16 protein-coding genes and 4 tRNA genes are annotated in these 14,522 nt (G+C 58.9%); 8 read left to right on the top strand and 12 right to left on the bottom strand.

The genetic code is table 11. The features are described from left to right. Nucleotides 1-60 precede the first annotated feature (60 nt). Entirely contained in the window at nt 61-840 is a 780-nt protein-coding gene (locus AC1DIS_RS11360; protein WP_018928073.1) for an ABC transporter substrate-binding protein, read from the bottom strand. A 321-nt stretch (nt 841-1,161) separates the two neighbouring features. On the opposite strand from AC1DIS_RS11360, the gene AC1DIS_RS11355 reads away from it, so the two are divergent. Continuing rightward, nucleotides 1,162-1,836 carry a type 1 glutamine amidotransferase gene (locus AC1DIS_RS11355; RefSeq protein ID WP_477744444.1) on the top strand — a complete coding sequence of 225 codons (675 nt, stop codon included), beginning with the start codon at nt 1,162-1,164 and terminating at the stop codon, nt 1,834-1,836. Nucleotides 1,837-1,928: 92 nt separating this feature from the next. Here the strand turns inward: AC1DIS_RS11355 and AC1DIS_RS11350 are convergent, their stop codons facing one another. Beyond that, nucleotides 1,929-2,363, bottom strand: a complete 435-nt coding sequence (locus AC1DIS_RS11350; protein WP_477744443.1) for a rhodanese-like domain-containing protein — start codon at nt 2,361-2,363, stop codon at nt 1,929-1,931. 101 nt (nt 2,364-2,464) lie between these two features. Here AC1DIS_RS11350 and ftrA point away from each other — a divergent pair, with 101 nt between their 5' ends. The 5 genes from ftrA (at nt 2,465) to AC1DIS_RS11325 (ending at nt 6,830) form a co-directional block, all read left to right on the top strand. Further along, a complete protein-coding gene (gene ftrA / locus AC1DIS_RS11345) occupies nt 2,465-3,436 on the top strand; it encodes a transcriptional regulator FtrA (protein WP_019649323.1) in 972 nt (323 codons plus the stop codon). Nucleotides 3,437-3,694: 258 nt separating this feature from the next. Beyond that, nucleotides 3,695-3,883 carry a DUF1843 domain-containing protein gene (locus tag AC1DIS_RS11340; protein ID WP_477744441.1) on the top strand — a complete coding sequence of 63 codons (189 nt, stop codon included), beginning with the start codon at nt 3,695-3,697 and terminating at the stop codon, nt 3,881-3,883. 41 nt (nt 3,884-3,924) lie between these two features. After that, nucleotides 3,925-4,560 (top strand): DUF1842 domain-containing protein, encoded by a 636-nt coding sequence (locus tag AC1DIS_RS11335; RefSeq protein WP_477744440.1) that lies wholly within the window; start codon nt 3,925-3,927, stop codon nt 4,558-4,560. Between the two features lie 54 nt (nt 4,561-4,614). Further along, nucleotides 4,615-5,196 (top strand): DUF1842 domain-containing protein, encoded by a 582-nt coding sequence (locus AC1DIS_RS11330; protein WP_018928079.1) that lies wholly within the window; start codon nt 4,615-4,617, stop codon nt 5,194-5,196. A gap of 170 nt (nt 5,197-5,366) precedes the next feature. Next, nucleotides 5,367-6,830 (top strand): GDL motif peptide-associated radical SAM/SPASM maturase, encoded by a 1,464-nt coding sequence (locus AC1DIS_RS11325; RefSeq protein WP_305412005.1) that lies wholly within the window; start codon nt 5,367-5,369, stop codon nt 6,828-6,830. Between the two features lie 95 nt (nt 6,831-6,925). On the opposite strand, the gene AC1DIS_RS11320 is transcribed toward AC1DIS_RS11325, so the two are convergent. Further along, complete coding sequence (locus AC1DIS_RS11320; RefSeq protein ID WP_477744439.1) at nt 6,926-7,291, bottom strand: SPOR domain-containing protein; 366 nt, start codon at nt 7,289-7,291, stop codon at nt 6,926-6,928. 250 nt (nt 7,292-7,541) lie between these two features. On the opposite strand from AC1DIS_RS11320, the gene csrA reads away from it, so the two are divergent. Next, nucleotides 7,542-7,736 (top strand): carbon storage regulator CsrA, encoded by a 195-nt coding sequence (gene csrA, locus AC1DIS_RS11315; protein WP_007938114.1) that lies wholly within the window; start codon nt 7,542-7,544, stop codon nt 7,734-7,736. Between the two features lie 193 nt (nt 7,737-7,929). Here csrA and AC1DIS_RS11310 read toward each other — a convergent pair whose 3' ends face one another. The 4 genes from AC1DIS_RS11310 to AC1DIS_RS11295 all read right to left on the bottom strand — a co-directional run bounded on the left by AC1DIS_RS11310 (nt 7,930) and on the right by AC1DIS_RS11295 (nt 10,123). Further along, on the bottom strand, nt 7,930-8,385 hold the full coding sequence (locus tag AC1DIS_RS11310; RefSeq protein ID WP_018928082.1) for a DUF2214 family protein: 456 nt from the start codon (nt 8,383-8,385) through the stop codon (nt 7,930-7,932). Nucleotides 8,386-8,556: 171 nt separating this feature from the next. Beyond that, on the bottom strand, nt 8,557-9,198 hold the full coding sequence (locus tag AC1DIS_RS11305; RefSeq protein ID WP_477744438.1) for a hypothetical protein: 642 nt from the start codon (nt 9,196-9,198) through the stop codon (nt 8,557-8,559). A gap of 178 nt (nt 9,199-9,376) precedes the next feature. After that, nucleotides 9,377-9,844: an anti-virulence regulator CigR family protein gene (locus AC1DIS_RS11300; protein ID WP_477744437.1), complete on the bottom strand. Its 468-nt coding sequence runs from the start codon at nt 9,842-9,844 to the stop codon at nt 9,377-9,379. A gap of 202 nt (nt 9,845-10,046) precedes the next feature. Beyond that, nucleotides 10,047-10,123: transfer RNA gene (locus AC1DIS_RS11295), tRNA-Val, on the bottom strand. 183 nt (nt 10,124-10,306) lie between these two features. Here AC1DIS_RS11295 and AC1DIS_RS11290 point away from each other — a divergent pair. Next, nucleotides 10,307-11,590, top strand: coding sequence for an NAD(P)/FAD-dependent oxidoreductase (locus tag AC1DIS_RS11290; RefSeq protein WP_477780884.1), 1,284 nt, complete (start codon nt 10,307-10,309; stop codon nt 11,588-11,590). A 264-nt stretch (nt 11,591-11,854) separates the two neighbouring features. On the opposite strand, the gene AC1DIS_RS11285 is transcribed toward AC1DIS_RS11290, so the two are convergent. The 5 genes from AC1DIS_RS11285 to AC1DIS_RS11265 form a co-directional block, all read right to left on the bottom strand. Beyond that, nucleotides 11,855-11,931, bottom strand: a tRNA-Asp gene (locus AC1DIS_RS11285). 105 nt (nt 11,932-12,036) lie between these two features. Beyond that, a tRNA-Asp gene (locus tag AC1DIS_RS11280) sits at nt 12,037-12,113 on the bottom strand. Nucleotides 12,114-12,167: 54 nt separating this feature from the next. Then, nucleotides 12,168-12,243, bottom strand: a tRNA-Val gene (locus AC1DIS_RS11275). A gap of 269 nt (nt 12,244-12,512) precedes the next feature. Continuing rightward, nucleotides 12,513-13,289, bottom strand: a complete 777-nt coding sequence (locus tag AC1DIS_RS11270; protein WP_018928086.1) for an SDR family oxidoreductase — start codon at nt 13,287-13,289, stop codon at nt 12,513-12,515. Then, a complete protein-coding gene (locus tag AC1DIS_RS11265) occupies nt 13,286-14,497 on the bottom strand; it encodes an O-succinylhomoserine sulfhydrylase (RefSeq protein ID WP_018928087.1) in 1,212 nt (403 codons plus the stop codon). The genes AC1DIS_RS11270 and AC1DIS_RS11265 overlap by 4 nt, the downstream gene beginning before the upstream one ends. Nucleotides 14,498-14,522: the final 25 nt, after the last annotated feature.

The following is a 14,522-nucleotide window of genomic DNA, read 5'->3' as shown; positions in this document are numbered from 1 at the left end:
ACAAAGTCCAGCATGAAAAAATGGCCACCGCATCCACGGTGGCCACTTCTCTACGGCGTATTAATGGCCGTAAACATCGAAGTTGAAGTACTTGTCCTGCACTTGCTTGTACTTGCCGTTGGCGCGAATTTCAGTGATGGCGGTGTTGAATTTGTCTGCCAGCTCTTTATCGCCCTTGCGCACGGCAATACCGGCACCACCGCCGAAGTACTTGGCGTCTTCATAGGTCGGGCCAACAAATGCGAAACCTTTACCGGCGTCGGTTTTCAGGAAACCGTCGTCCAGGTTGACCGAGTCGGCCAGCATCGCGTCAAGGCGACCGGCAACCATGTCCAGGTTGGCTTCCTGCTGGGAACCATAACGCACCAGGTCGATGCCGGCCGGCACCAGCACTTCGGTGGCGAAGCGGTCGTGGGTACTGGCGCGCAGTACACCCACTTTCTTGCCCTTGAGCTCGGTCAGTGGATCCTTGACGTTGGTGCCTTCCTTCATCACGAAGCGCGCCGGGGTGTGGTAGTACTTGATGGTGAAATCGACGTTCTTCTTGCGGTCGTCGGTGATGGTCATGGACGACAGGATCGCGTCGATTTTCTTGACCTTCAGGGCCGGGATCAGGCCATCGAACTCTTGCTCGACCCAAGTGCACTTCACTTTCATCTGTTCACACAGCGCGTCACCGATGTCCACGTCGAAACCGGTGAGTTTGCCGTCGGGGGTTTTCATCGAGAATGGCGGGTAACCGGCTTCGATCCCGAGGCGAATCGGTTTGGCGTCTTCGGCCACGGCGGTCAGGGACAACATCGACAGTGCCAGGGCACCGAACATCACTCGCTTCTTCATTTATAACTCCTGTGTGCGGAGGCTTTTATTGGCAGCTTTCGATTGGCAACTTTCGGCTAGTGAAGACCGAAGTGGCCGGCAGTCTAGAGCGGCTACAGGAGGGCAAATTGTGTTTAGGCGACAAATACTTATAAAAAAGAAGCCGAGGGATTCGACGCACTTGAAGTGTGCTCCGAGGTGGTGCACGGACTGTAGGACAATCCTTTGCTTCAGACAAAACCTACACATTTTCGGGTACTGATCCGATCGAAGAGTCGCACTGGCGATGAACCTTTTTTTGCCTCACATTGACCCGCCAACCGCCCCCACAAGAGAAACGTGATGCCCGCGCTGAATCTGATCCAGCACCATCCTGCCGAAGGCCCCGGCGCCATTGCCGAATGGGCCCGGTCCCGAGGCATTACCCTGAACGTGTTTCGCGCCGACCTCGGTCAGTTGCCGTCGGTGAGCGCGACACCGCTGATTCTATTGGGTGGGCCTTATGAATCAGGTGCCGGGCCGGTATGGCTGGAAACAGAGCGTCAGTGGCTGGCGGGCAGCCTGGATCAGGGCGCGGCGGTGTTCGCGATTTGCCTGGGGGCGCAGTTGCTGGCGCTGAGCCTGGGCGGCAATGTGCGGCGGATGGCTCACACCGAAACCGGCTGGACTACCGTGACCTTTGCCGATGGCCAGACGCTGAAGGTGCTGGAATGGCACGAAGACGCGATCGATCTGCCGCCCTCTGCGCAGTTGCTGGCCAGCAGCCAGGTTTGTGAGCAGCAGATGTATCGCGTTGGCCCGACGCGGGTGGGGTTGCAGTTCCACCCGGAATGGAATGCTGAATCGGTGGCGATCCTCAATGAGCACTTTGGCGAGGAATCACCGTTGCCCCGGGAGCCGCAAGACAGCGCCGCTTATGCAACGGTGTTTGACTGGTTGCGGGTGACGCTGGATGGATGGTGGACAGTATCCAGTGGCGAGGGGGCTTGCCCCCGTTCGGCTGCGAAGCAGTCGTAAATCCTTGGGGATCGCAGTGACTGGTTTGGGGCCGCTTCGCGACCCAACGGGGGCAAGCCCCCTCGCCACATTTGATCACCTGTATCTGAACGTCAGCATTCACAACCAATGACTGTCTTGGCGGTGTGAGCAACCGCAACACTCAACTCAAACCCTTCATCCAGCCACCCGGTCACCCCGCCGATCATCTCCTTGACCGGGTAACCCAGCGCCGCCAGTTTCACCGCGGCCTTGTTGGCGCCGTTGCAGTGAGGTCCGGCGCAATAGACCACAAACAGCGTGGACTTCGGATAGGCCGCCAAGCCATCAGCTGTGATCAATCGACTCGGGATGTTGATCGCGCCTGGCACATGTCCGCGTTCGAACGCCAACGGTCCGCGCACGTCCACCAGAACAAAATCCACCTCGCCGGCCTCTTGGCTGCTGTAGACGTCGGAACAATCGGTTTCGAAGGTCAGACGATTGCTGAAGTGCATCAGGGCGATGGCGGACGGGGCTGCGGGAATCTCGCGAACCAGGCTAGGCATGGGCTGTACTCCAAAGTCTCAGTGGGTGTGAGAAAACTTTATCTGCTCCGGCCTTGCCGCTACAGTGGCGCACAAGACACTCACCGGGAATTTTCCGCCAAATGCAGCCCACCCCAGGTTTAGTCGCGATTCTGGCCTACGACGGCCTCTGTACCTTCGAATTCGGCATTGCCGTGGAGATCTTCGGCCTGGCGCGGCCAGAGTTCGATTTCCCTTGGTACGAGCACCGCATCGTCGCCGTCGACCAAGGGCCGATGCGCGCCATGGGCGGCATTCAGGTGCTGGCCGACGGCGGGATGGAACTGCTTGAGCGCGCCCGAACCATCATCATCCCCGGCTGGCGCGACCGCAGCGCACCGGTGCCGGAGCCCTTGCTCGCAGCCCTGCGTCAGGCTCATGCCCGAGGCGCGCGGCTGCTGTCGATCTGTTCCGGGGTATTCGTACTGGCGGCCACCGGTTTGCTGGACGGTCACGGCGCCACCACCCATTGGCGCTACACCGCTGAACTGGCCGAGCGCTTCCCGAACATTCTGGTGGATCCGGACGTGCTGTATGTCGATTCGGGCCAGTTGATCACTTCGGCAGGCAGCGCCGCCGGCATCGATGCCTGCCTGCATCTGGTCGCGCGGGATTTCGGCACGCAGGTGGCCAACTCGGTGGCCCGGCGGTTGGTGATGTCGCCGCAACGCACCGGCGGCCAGGCACAGTTCATTCCGTCACCGGTCAGCCCGACGCCGCGCAGCGATCTGTCGCGGGTCATGCAGTGGGCGCGGGAACGTCTGCATGAACCACTGGAGGTTCGCGACCTCGCCAGCGAGGCGGCCATGAGTGAGCGCACGTTCCTGCGGCGGTTCACCGAAGCCAGCGGTATGCCGCCCAAAGCGTGGCTGCAGCATGAACGCCTGGCCCGGGCCCGCGAGCTGCTGGAGAGCACGAATCAAAACACTGACCAGATTGCCCAGCACTGCGGTTATCGCTCGGTGGAGAGTTTCCGGGTGGCATTTCGCAGCGTGGTCGGCGTGCCGCCTTCGGTATATCGGGAACGGTTCGGGCGCAAGGTCAGTGCTGTTTGAATCATCTCAGTCCAGAGGCGTTACAGACCGCCCCATCATTCTTCATCAATGGCGATAAAAACAATAAGGACTCATGAGGAATCGCACTAACTTATCGCCAATCTTAATATCAAATATCTCGACTGCTCACCCGCCGCGATAAATAAAACGATATTAAAAATTACTCTTGCACAGCCCATTGCATATTTATCGGCGCCTGCTTAACTGCAAAAACTGCTGATGACAGCAGTGCCCGCAAATACCACGGAAGGAGTCGTTATGAGCAGTTCAACTCGCCATAGCATGCCCCCCTATGGGGTGGCCATCCAAGGCGCGATCAAGGCAGGCGACCTGCCGCAAATGAAGACGCTGTTGAAACAACGCGATGCATCCACACCAGAAAATAAAGAGCTAAACACTGCTTACGAGCAGTTGGTTAAGGAAATCGCACGCCTGGAAAAGCACTGATAGCTATTTCCGCGCCCCTTATTGCAATGGAGGCAATAATTATGTCTGGTTCTAATCAGCAACCTGTCGGCTTGTTCCCACTCTGCTACCGAATTGGCACTTCGGCCGCCGGCGCACAAAACCTGGCACTCAATCTTCTGGTTTTTACCCCAGATCAAACGGTAAGCGGCACTGCCGAAATTACTCAGGCCACTAACCCACCACTGGATGTGCACTCCGATGTCTGGGGCGAATACACCTACCTGACGGTCATGAGCCCTGGCGTCAGCAAGATCCTGATCACTGCTCAAGGTAATAACGGCGGCCCAGGCTCGAACTCAATCGTGAATTTCAAGTTGCATCTGGTGGTCGATAGCGACTGGAGAGAAGGTGTCGCCAATTACGAGTACTTCAATGGTGAACGGTGGGTCCAGGTCACTGCTCCCGCTCATCTTGTCGAGGCGGTACCCTCCAACGCTTATAAATCAGTGCCTTTGGAGCCCGGCCCGGTCATTCCAGCCTATCCACCGATCATGCCGCTGTACGCCGCACCGATTCAAAGTGCCATTGCCAGCGGTGACCTGGCCCAGATGAAAAACCTGGCCCGCCTGGCCCAACAACAACTGGATCAGCAACCCCAACTGCAGAGCGCGCTTGAAACGGCCAAGGGCGAAATCAGCCGGCAGGAACGCCGCTGACCCGCTCACGAAACATGCCCGAGTTGTCCTGAATACAAATAAGGGAGTAGCACCATGTCAATCGGACTTTTTCATACCCGCCTGAATGTCAGTAGTCACCTATTGGGCGCACCGGTTTTAACCCTGGATCTGCTGGTAGATACCGTAAAGAAAAAAGTCAGCGGGGTTGCCAGCATTTTCCAAAGCACCTATCCGCCTCTCAACTTCCGTGCCCGTGTATGGGGTGAATACTCCGAGGCCAAACTGGTGCCGACGGCCGAAAACCACATCATCCTCACCTTGGCGGGCAGCCCGAGCGGCCCTCTCAGCCAGATCGCCCAAACTTTCGGCTTGAAAGGCATTTTAGGCGCCGACTGGGCGAGCGGTTATGTCGACTACAAGTACCAGGACCAGGGTATCTGGCATTACGTGAAACACGCAGCTGTCAGCCAGGCTCCAGTGATTGAGCGCCCAGAGCATCCGCACCATGCGGTGCCGCTCTATGCCGTCGCGGTACAGCAGGCGCAAACCAGCGGTGACCTGGCGCAACTGAAGTCCGTGGTAAGCCAGGGTGAACAGCAATTGGCCAACAGCGGTGCCCTGCGCAGCGCTCTGGAGCAGTTGAACGCTGAAATCGCCCGCCTGGAGGCCCGCTAACCCCGGGCAGTTAAGCGCACCCCCCTGTGGGAGCAGGCAAGCCCGCTCCCACAGACTCCGCGCTATAGACCAACAACAAAAGGTAAATCCGGTCGCGCCATTGACTCAAGGAAGGCGCGAACACTTCGATGGATTCGTGCCGCGCACGCGTTGGTGCGCAAGGATTTCCCATGTCAGACAGTCGCCCTGCCCGCTACCTCAGTGAAACCGACCTCAAACGCTACGTGCCGGTGCATGTGGTCTGGGAAATCACTCTGGCTTGCGATCTCAAATGCTTGCATTGCGGCTCACGCGCCGGCCATCGACGCCCCGATGAACTGAACACCCGGGAGTGCCTGGACGTTATCGATTCCCTGGCGGCACTCGGCACCCGCGAGATCACCCTGATCGGCGGTGAAGCCTATTTGCGCAAGGACTGGACCCAACTGATCCAGGCTATCCACGATCACGGCATGTATTGCGCGATACAAACCGGTGGGCGCAACCTGACGCCCGCGAAAATGCAGGCAGCGGTGGACGCCGGACTCAATGGCGTCGGTGTGTCACTGGATGGACTGGCCCCACTGCATGACGCAGTGCGCAATGTTCCGGGCTCGTTCGACAAGGCGGTGGACACCCTGCGACGCGCCAAACAGTCCGGGCTTGCGGTGAGCGTCAACACACAAATCGGCGCGGCCACGTTGCCCGACTTGCCCGAGCTGATGGACCTGATCATCGACCTCGGCGCCACTCACTGGCAGATCCAGCTGACGGTCGCCATGGGCAATGCCGTCGATCACCCGGAGCTGCTGTTGCAACCCTACCAACTGCTGGAAGTGATGCCGTTGCTGGCGCGCCTCTACCGCGAAGGGGTTGATCGCGGCCTGCTGATGAACGTGGGCAACAACATCGGTTACTACGGCCCTTACGAGCACATGTGGCGTGGCTTCGGCGACGAGCGCGTGCACTGGAGCGGCTGCGCCGCCGGCCAGACCGTGCTGGCGCTGGAAGCCGACGGCACGGTAAAGGGTTGCCCGTCATTGGCCACGGTTGGATTTTCGGGCGGCAACGTACGCAACATGAGCCTGCACGATATCTGGCATTACAGCGAAGGCATGCACTTTGGCCGCCTGCGGTCGGTCGACGACCTGTGGGGCTACTGCCGAGGCTGTTACTACAACGACGTCTGCCGTGGCGGCTGCACCTGGACCTCGCACTCCCTGCTTGGCAAACCCGGCAATAATCCCTACTGCCATTACCGCGCGCTGGACCTGCAAAAACGCGGGCTACGCGAGCGCATCGTCAAGCTCGAGGATGCGGCAAAAACCTCCTTCGCCGTCGGACGTTTTGATCTGATTACCGAGCGTATCGATACCGGCGAGAAGGTGAACAGCGTCAGCGACAGCGGCCAGGTGATCAAACTGGCCTGGGCGAACCAGGGCCAGAAATCGCCTGACGAAGGACGTATTCCACCGCAACTGGCGCTGTGTCGTGGCTGCTTGCAGTACATCCATGCACACGAAGTGACGTGCCCCCACTGCGATGCTGATGTCGCCGCCGCGGAAGCCGTGCACCAGACAGACCGTGCCCGGCAACAAGCGATCATCAACACTCTGACCAGCCTGCTGGGATTGCCGCAAAATAATTTGATGTAACGTTTATGCCGACGCATCATCAGGGAAGCGACCTCGCAGATCGCTTCCCTGGCACATCACCCGGCATGCGGGTCTGCGCGTTGCGAAAAGGACGGTTACTGAGCCGTTGGGTGTTCGACGATCAGCGATTCGATGTTCATTTTTTTCGCCCGGGTCAGCGCCGCCGTTATTTCAGCTTGCCTCGCCTGCGCCTCGGCTTGCGAGCCGAACGGCCCGACCAGAATACGAACCTTTCCATTTTCCTTCACGATGTTGGGAACGAAGCTGTGCTCAATCAACCAACCGCTCAGGTCACTGACCGCCTGGGGGGTCTCGCCACGCACTTCGACGTCCCACTGCGGGCCCGTTACCGCCGCGGGGACGGAGGCGACTGCCGGTTGCGGCTTTTGAGCGTCAACCCCTTTATCCTCACCGCATCCGGCCAGCGTCAGTACCGCGATTACCAAGACCATTTTGCGCACAACGCTTTCCTCCGAATGCTTAAAGCGGCGATTTTAACATCCATGGATCCATCCCGAGTGCCGCAAAATGGGCTCAAAACAACGAGAATGATGGTGGCGGCCTCTGTATAGTTACACCTTGGGAATTAATGCAGCATCTGCGCGTCAGAAAGAGGCACCCAAACCGTGAAACTTCGCACTAATCTATATCTAATACCGACCTCTGCACTGTCCGAATCAGGTGCCCTACAAAGCAATCAAGGAGAAAACCATGCTGATACTCACCCGCAAAGTCGGTGAAAGCATAAACATCGGTGATGACATTACGATCACCATCCTGGGCGTTAGCGGCCAGCAAGTCAGGATTGGCATCAACGCCCCGAAAGACGTTGCGGTGCATCGCGAAGAAATTTATCAACGCATCCAGGCTGGCCTGACCGCCCCGGACAAGCCGCAAACGCCCTGAATCCTGCTGCAGTCAGTAGCCAGCCCATTCTGCCTCGAGTAACGGCTGGCTAAGATTCAAGTGCCGCATCGTTCTGCGCTCCGTCTCTCTTTGCGATGCCATCGCAACACGGAGCCGATACTACTGCCCTGGCTCCTGCCATGACTGTCAGACGTTTCGGATTTGCAGCGAGAAAGAGCGCTCCCCTGCCCGGTTAACCAAACGTCACACCACGCGCCATGCCCGTGGCCGCCACGACCATTAGCACCAGCAACAGCGCCTCGATATGACTGATACGGGCAAACAGCGTTGCGCGGCCGGTATCGATAGCCGCGCCGCGCCCCAGCGCAATCCGCCATTTGATCAGCGTCACCATCGGTGCAATCTCAAGCAACAGGATGAACACCAAGAGCGTCATCTTGAGATGAAACAGGGGTTGGTGAAGATAGTAATCAGTGCCTTTTTCGTACCCGCCAAAGGCTCGTAGCCCACCCGTGATCAGCAGAGTGACTGCAGAGATCCCCCACAGATTATCTGCAATCAAAACACGGCGAGCGTCCCCTGCCCCGGCACTCAGACGACGTAACGCCGTACCGCGGGTCAGTACAGCCCAAAAACCCAGACCAAAGGCCAAGAGGTGAACCGCCGCCAGAAACCAGTGAGCCAGCATCGACATACTCCCATCAGGACAAAGTTGAATCAGCCTTACAGTAGTAGTCCATCGTGTCGGATTTGCTCACGCATGTAGCTGGGCTGATCTCCCGCACCTCGCCATCGGGCAAATTGCAGGCGAAAAAAAACCGGGTTCCTGATGGATACCCGGTTTTTGAGAGTCCTGGACTTAATCCAGTCGTTTCGAGATCGAAGTACGAGCGCTGCTCAACCCTTTCGTGTTGTGATCGCCAGGCGTAGTGGCCGAAATGGCAGAGGCCTTGGCAACTCCTCGCGTGTCCCTGGAATGCGCAATGCCCGAAGTGACTGCGCCATGGCCACGGTCACTGTTACGTTCGCTACCAAAGTGGTTGCCATTGACGCCATGGTCCCGGACGGCTTTGCCGGCGTGATCACTGCTCAAGCCTGCGCCACGGCCGACATGGGCGCCACTCAAGCCTGCGCCACGGCCAACATGGGTGCCACTCAAGCCTGCGCCACGGCCGACATGGGTGCCACTCAAGCCTGCACCACGGCCGACATGGGTGCCACTCAAGCCTGCACCAAGACCGACATGGTCGCTACTCAAGCCTGCGCCACGGCCATTGCTACTGACGCCGCCGGAATGGCCGGAACCGCCGTTGCCACCATGACCACCGCCGTTACCGCCGCCATTGCCACCACCGTTACCACCGCCACCACCACCTCCATTGCCACCATCCTTCGCGTAGGCGGAGCTCATGATGGACAGTTCAGCGGGCAATAACGGGGCGGCTGCAAGCATCATCACGCAGGACATGACGGCAACAAAACTCTTGTTTTTTAATAGCATGGTGAGGTTCCGTGGAGGTTGATATTGCACGGAATAATTGACCGTATCCCCCCCACACAGTTCAAAGGCCGGCGACCAGCGGGCAAGCAATGTGCAGTGATCGAACCGGCACACTGCTTCCCGCGATGTTGCGGGTCGTTATGCGGCAAGGGCGCAATTGAAATTTATCGCCCTCACATCAATCGAACGCACCATTGAGCACCTCGTAGATGATCCCGGTAGCGATGGCCACCAAAATCAAGTCAGTGCCAGCCTGCTGCCACTCATAGCCATCGTAGTGGGGAAGCTGGCCGAGCAGACGGCCATCGAGTTTTTTGGCGATCCCCGGCGGCAGAGGTTTACCGCGCGCGAGGTTTTTCTGAATACCGGGTGGCAAGGCGGGCCCGGGGCTCCAGTAGTCACGATAACCACCCACGATGCCAAGGACGTTACCGTGGTCGATGCTCGGGCCGTGACTCCAATCGCCCCCCCCTGAACCTTTCCCCTTGTTTCCATGGCCGGAGTTGCCATGGTCCTGGTTGTATTGTGGATTTCCCTTGCCACCTCCCTGGCCTTTCCCGTTTCCCGGGTCGGCCAATGCAGTCACTGAACCAGACACCAAGGCAAGACACGTCATAGCGGCGATCAACGAGCGAGATCTAAACATATCCATTCTCTCCGAAAGGGGATGTCCCCTGAAGAATGTAGACGGCTATGGCGGTATTAGTTCAGCAACAGTGTTTACTGGAAGTAAGGCGCCGAGTTGGCGTTTTTGAGGATTTTGCAAAAGCCAGGTAAATCGCGGACAACAAAAAAGGGCCCACCTTTCGGTGAGCCCTTCCAGACCGCCCAGCAGAGCGGATTTTGTTTGGTAGGCGCGATTGGACTCGAACCAACGACCCCCACCATGTCAAGGTGGTGCTCTAACCAACTGAGCTACGTGCCTGCTGTGAGGCGGCATTCTACGGAATTCCGGAGGGGTGTCAACACCTTTTTTTCACCTAACCCTATGAATATGCAAAATATTTAATTTCGCTGTGGCAAAGAAGATTTTCCGGTGGCTGGCGGTCGATTTTTAACTCGGGTAGGATCAATGCACTCGTAAAATATATTAAACAGAGGCTGCAGGATGGCGAACACTCCCTACCCAGAGTCCTATTACGCCGCGTCGGCCAATGCAGCGCCAGCGCGCCCGGCCTTGCAGGATGATGTAGAGACTGATGTCTGTGTAATCGGCGCCGGTTACACCGGCCTGTCCTCTGCCCTGTTCCTGCTGGAAAACGGTTTCAAGGTTACGGTGCTGGAAGCCGCCAAGGTCGGTTTCGGTGCGTCGGGACGCAACGGTGGCCAGATCGTTAACAGCTACAGCCGTGATATCGATGTGATTGAGCGCAGCGTCGGCCCCAAGCAAGCTCAGTTGCTGGGGCAGATGGCGTTCGAAGGTGGGCGGATCATTCGTGAACGAGTGGCCAAATATAATATCCAGTGCGACTTGAAGGATGGCGGTGTGTTCGCCGCCATTACCGACAAGCAGATKGGCCATCTGGAGTCTCAGAAGCGCCTGTGGGAGCGTTTCGGTCACACGCAGCTTGAGCTGTTGGATCAGCGTCGCATCCGCGAGGTAGTGGCTTGCGATCAATATGTCGGCGGCATGCTCGATATGAGTGGCGGGCATATTCATCCACTCAATCTTGCCTTGGGCGAAGCAGCAGCCGTGGAGTCGTTGGGCGGCACTATTTACGAGCAATCGCCGGCAGTGCGCATCGAGCGCAGTGCCAACCCGGTGGTGCATACGCCTCAGGGCAAGGTCAGGGCCAAGTTCATCATCGTCGCCGGCAACGCGTACATCGGCAATCTGGTGCCGGAGCTGGCGGCCAAGTCGATGCCCTGCGGGACTCAAGTGATCACCACCGAACCCTTGGGCGATGAATTGGCCAAGCGCCTGCTGCCTCAGGACTACTGCGTCGAAGACTGTAACTACCTGCTCGACTACTACCGCCTGAGCGCCGACAAACGCCTGATATTTGGTGGCGGCGTGGTGTATGGCGCGCGGGACCCGGCGAACATCGAGGCGATCATTCGACCGAAGATGCTCAAGGCCTTCCCGCAACTCAAGGACGTGAAGATCGATTACGCCTGGACCGGCAATTTCCTGCTGACCCTGTCGCGTCTTCCTCAGGTCGGGCGACTGGGCGATAACATCTACTACTCCCAGGGCTGCAGTGGCCACGGCGTGACGTATACGCACCTGGCGGGCAAGGTATTGGCCGAAGCATTGCGTGGTCAGGCTGAACGCTTCGACGCCTTCGCCGACCTCCCCCACTACCCGTTCCCCGGCGGGCAATTGCTGCGCACACCGTTCGCAGCGTTGGGCGCCTGGTATTACGGATTGCGGGACAAGCTCGGGGTCTGATCGACCGACTCAGGAGCGGCGACTTCTTGTAGCGAAGTCGCCGTCGAAGCCCAACAGATGTCAGTGGCGCGCAAAGTGACTCGGCCGTTGTAGCGCCGAGACTGGATGCAGAAGGATCAGAGCGCAAAGGCGCGAAAGAAGAAAAAGCCAAATCGCAGACACAAAAAACCCCGGTCTTTCGACCAGGGTCTTTGCTATCGACTCGAAGATTGCCAACGGCCTTCTTCGTAGCTTCAAGGCGTTCAGTGGGCCTTGAGGCAGATATGGCGCAGCGGACGGGACTCGAACCCGCGACCCCCGGCGTGACAGGCCGGTATTCTAACCGACTGAACTACCGCTGCGTATCGCTTTGAGCTGACGCTCAAGTAACTCGTCTGATTGAAACTTCGAGACTTTTCAATCTCGCTTTTCAATCTCGAACCAGGGTAAACCTGACTCGGAAAATATGGCGCAGCGGACGGGACTCGAACCCGCGACCCCCGGCGTGACAGGCCGGTATTCTAACCGACTGAACTACCGCTGCGCGTCGGTGGAGGCTTTTCAGCTTCCCTCTTGCTTACACAAGAGTCTCAAGAGTTGGTGGGTGATGACGGGATCGAACCGCCGACATTCTGCTTGTAAGGCAGACGCTCTCCCAGCTGAGCTAATCACCCTTTGCATCTCTGAGGCCGCGAAATTTACGCAGGTACCGAAGCTAAGTCAATACCCCGCTTGAAGTTTTTCTAAAAAAGACAAAATCGTGTCATTCCGGACGAGGCCGACAACCGCCAGACCGCTTTCGCGAGCACGCTCGCCCCCACAGTGGACCGCGCCTCTTCAGACAACAGGTTTTCTAATGTGGGAGCGACCCGACTCTCGGCGGCGAGCCGACGATGATGGCAACACATTCAACATCAACGCCGGGGACAGCGCCCCTGCCCTGTTACTCGCTGTAAATCATCTTCTTGGTCATGCCACCATCGACCACAAACTCCTGGCCCGTGACAAAACCAGCGTTCTTCGACAGCAACCAGGCCACCATTGCCGCCACGTCTTCGACGGTCCCTACCCTGCCCGCCGGATGCTGCGCATGATCGGCGTCAGTCAGCGGTTCGGCGCGCCGTGCCGCTGGATCCCGTGCATCGATCCAGCCGGGACTGACCGCATTGACGCGAATCTCTGGCCCCAAACTGATGGCCAGGGCGTGAGTCAGGGCCAACAGGCCGCCCTTGCTCGCCGCATAAGCCTCTGTGTCGGGTTCCGACTGCGCGGCGCGGGTCGAGGCCAGGTTGACGATCGCGCCGCTGTGAGCGCGCAGGTACGGCGCACAGTGCTTGGCCAACAGCATCGGCCCACTGAGGTTCACTGCCAACACCCGGTTCCAGTAGGCCAGGTCGAGGCTTTCCAGGGTGATGTTGTGCGGATCGGCCACCGCCGCATTGCACACCAGCGCATCCAGACGCCCGAACTGCCCCAGCACCTCGGCCACACCCAGCGCCACCTGCGCTTCATTCGCGACGTCCATGGCGATGAACCAGGCGTTTTCGCCGAGCACCTTCGCCACTTTCGAACCACGCTCGCGATCCAGATCGGTCAACACCACCTGCCAGCCTTCGCTGATCAGCCAGGCCGCAATGCCCAGGCCAATGCCGCGCGCGGCACCGGTGACCAGCGCGACGCGGCCATGGGTACCCGTGGTCGGCGACGACAACTCAATCACAAGGCAGCCAACCCGCGCGCCAGATCGGCTTGCAGGTCTGCCACGTCTTCCAGACCGACCGCAATGCGAATCAGGCTGTCACGAATCCCCGCAGCTTCACGCTCTTGCGGCGCCAGACGGCCGTGAGAGGTGGTGCTCGGGTGCGTGATGGTGGTTTTGCTGTCGCCCAGGTTGGCGGTAATGGAGATCAGGCGAGTCGCATCGATAAAGCGCCAGGCGCCCTCTTTGCCGCCCTTGACCTCAAAACTCACGACTGCACCGAAACCCTTCTGCTGACGCTGGGCCAGTTCGTGCTGCGGATGGCTCTTGAGGCCGGCGTAATGGACTTTCTCGATGCCGTCCTGCTGCTCCAGCCACTCAGCCAGTTGCTGGGCATTGGCGCAATGCGCCTTCATGCGCAGGCTCAGCGTTTCCAGGCCCTTGAGGAAAATCCAGGCATTGAACGGACTCAGGGTCGGCCCGGCAGTGCGCAGGAAACCGACGACTTCCTTCATCTGCTCGCTGCGACCCGCCACGACACCGCCCATGCAACGACCCTGGCCGTCGATGAACTTGGTCGCCGAGTGCACGACAATGTCCGCGCCCAGCTTCAGTGGCTGCTGCAGCGCAGGCGTGCAGAAGCAGTTGTCGACCACCAGCATCGCGCCCTTGGCGTGAGCGATTTCCGACAGGGCGGTGATATCCACCAGCTCGGCCAGTGGGTTGGAAGGCGATTCCACGAAAAGCAATTTGGTGTTGGCCTTGATCGCCGCATCCCAGCCGGACAAGTCCGCCAGAGCTACGTAATCGACTTCGATGCCAAAGCGCTTGAAGTACTTCTCGAACAGACTGATGGTCGAGCCGAACACGCTGCGCGACACCAGCACGTGATCGCCGGCACTGCACAGACTCATTACCACCGCCATGATCGCGGCCATGCCAGTCGCCGTAGCCACGGCTTGCTCGGCGCTTTCCAGCGCGGCAATGCGCTCTTCGAATGCGCGCACGGTCGGGTTGGTGTAGCGCGAGTAAACGTTACCTGGTACTTCACCGGCAAAGCGTGCAGCCGCGTCGGCGGCGGTACGGAATACGTAGCTGGAAGTGAAGAACATCGGATCACCGTGTTCGCCTTCCGGCGTGCGGTGCTGACCGGCGCGTACGGCCAGGGTATCGAACGCTACACCTTCGAGGTCGCTGTCCAGCCGACCGGCATCCCAATCCTGACTCATGCTGTCACTCCTTGCCTTGCTCTTT

The sequence above is a fragment of the Pseudomonas sp. 05N433 genome (assembly GCF_056396925.1).
The sequence above is the reverse complement of the archived record's forward strand: the minus strand, read 5'-3'. Positions and strand labels throughout refer to the sequence as shown.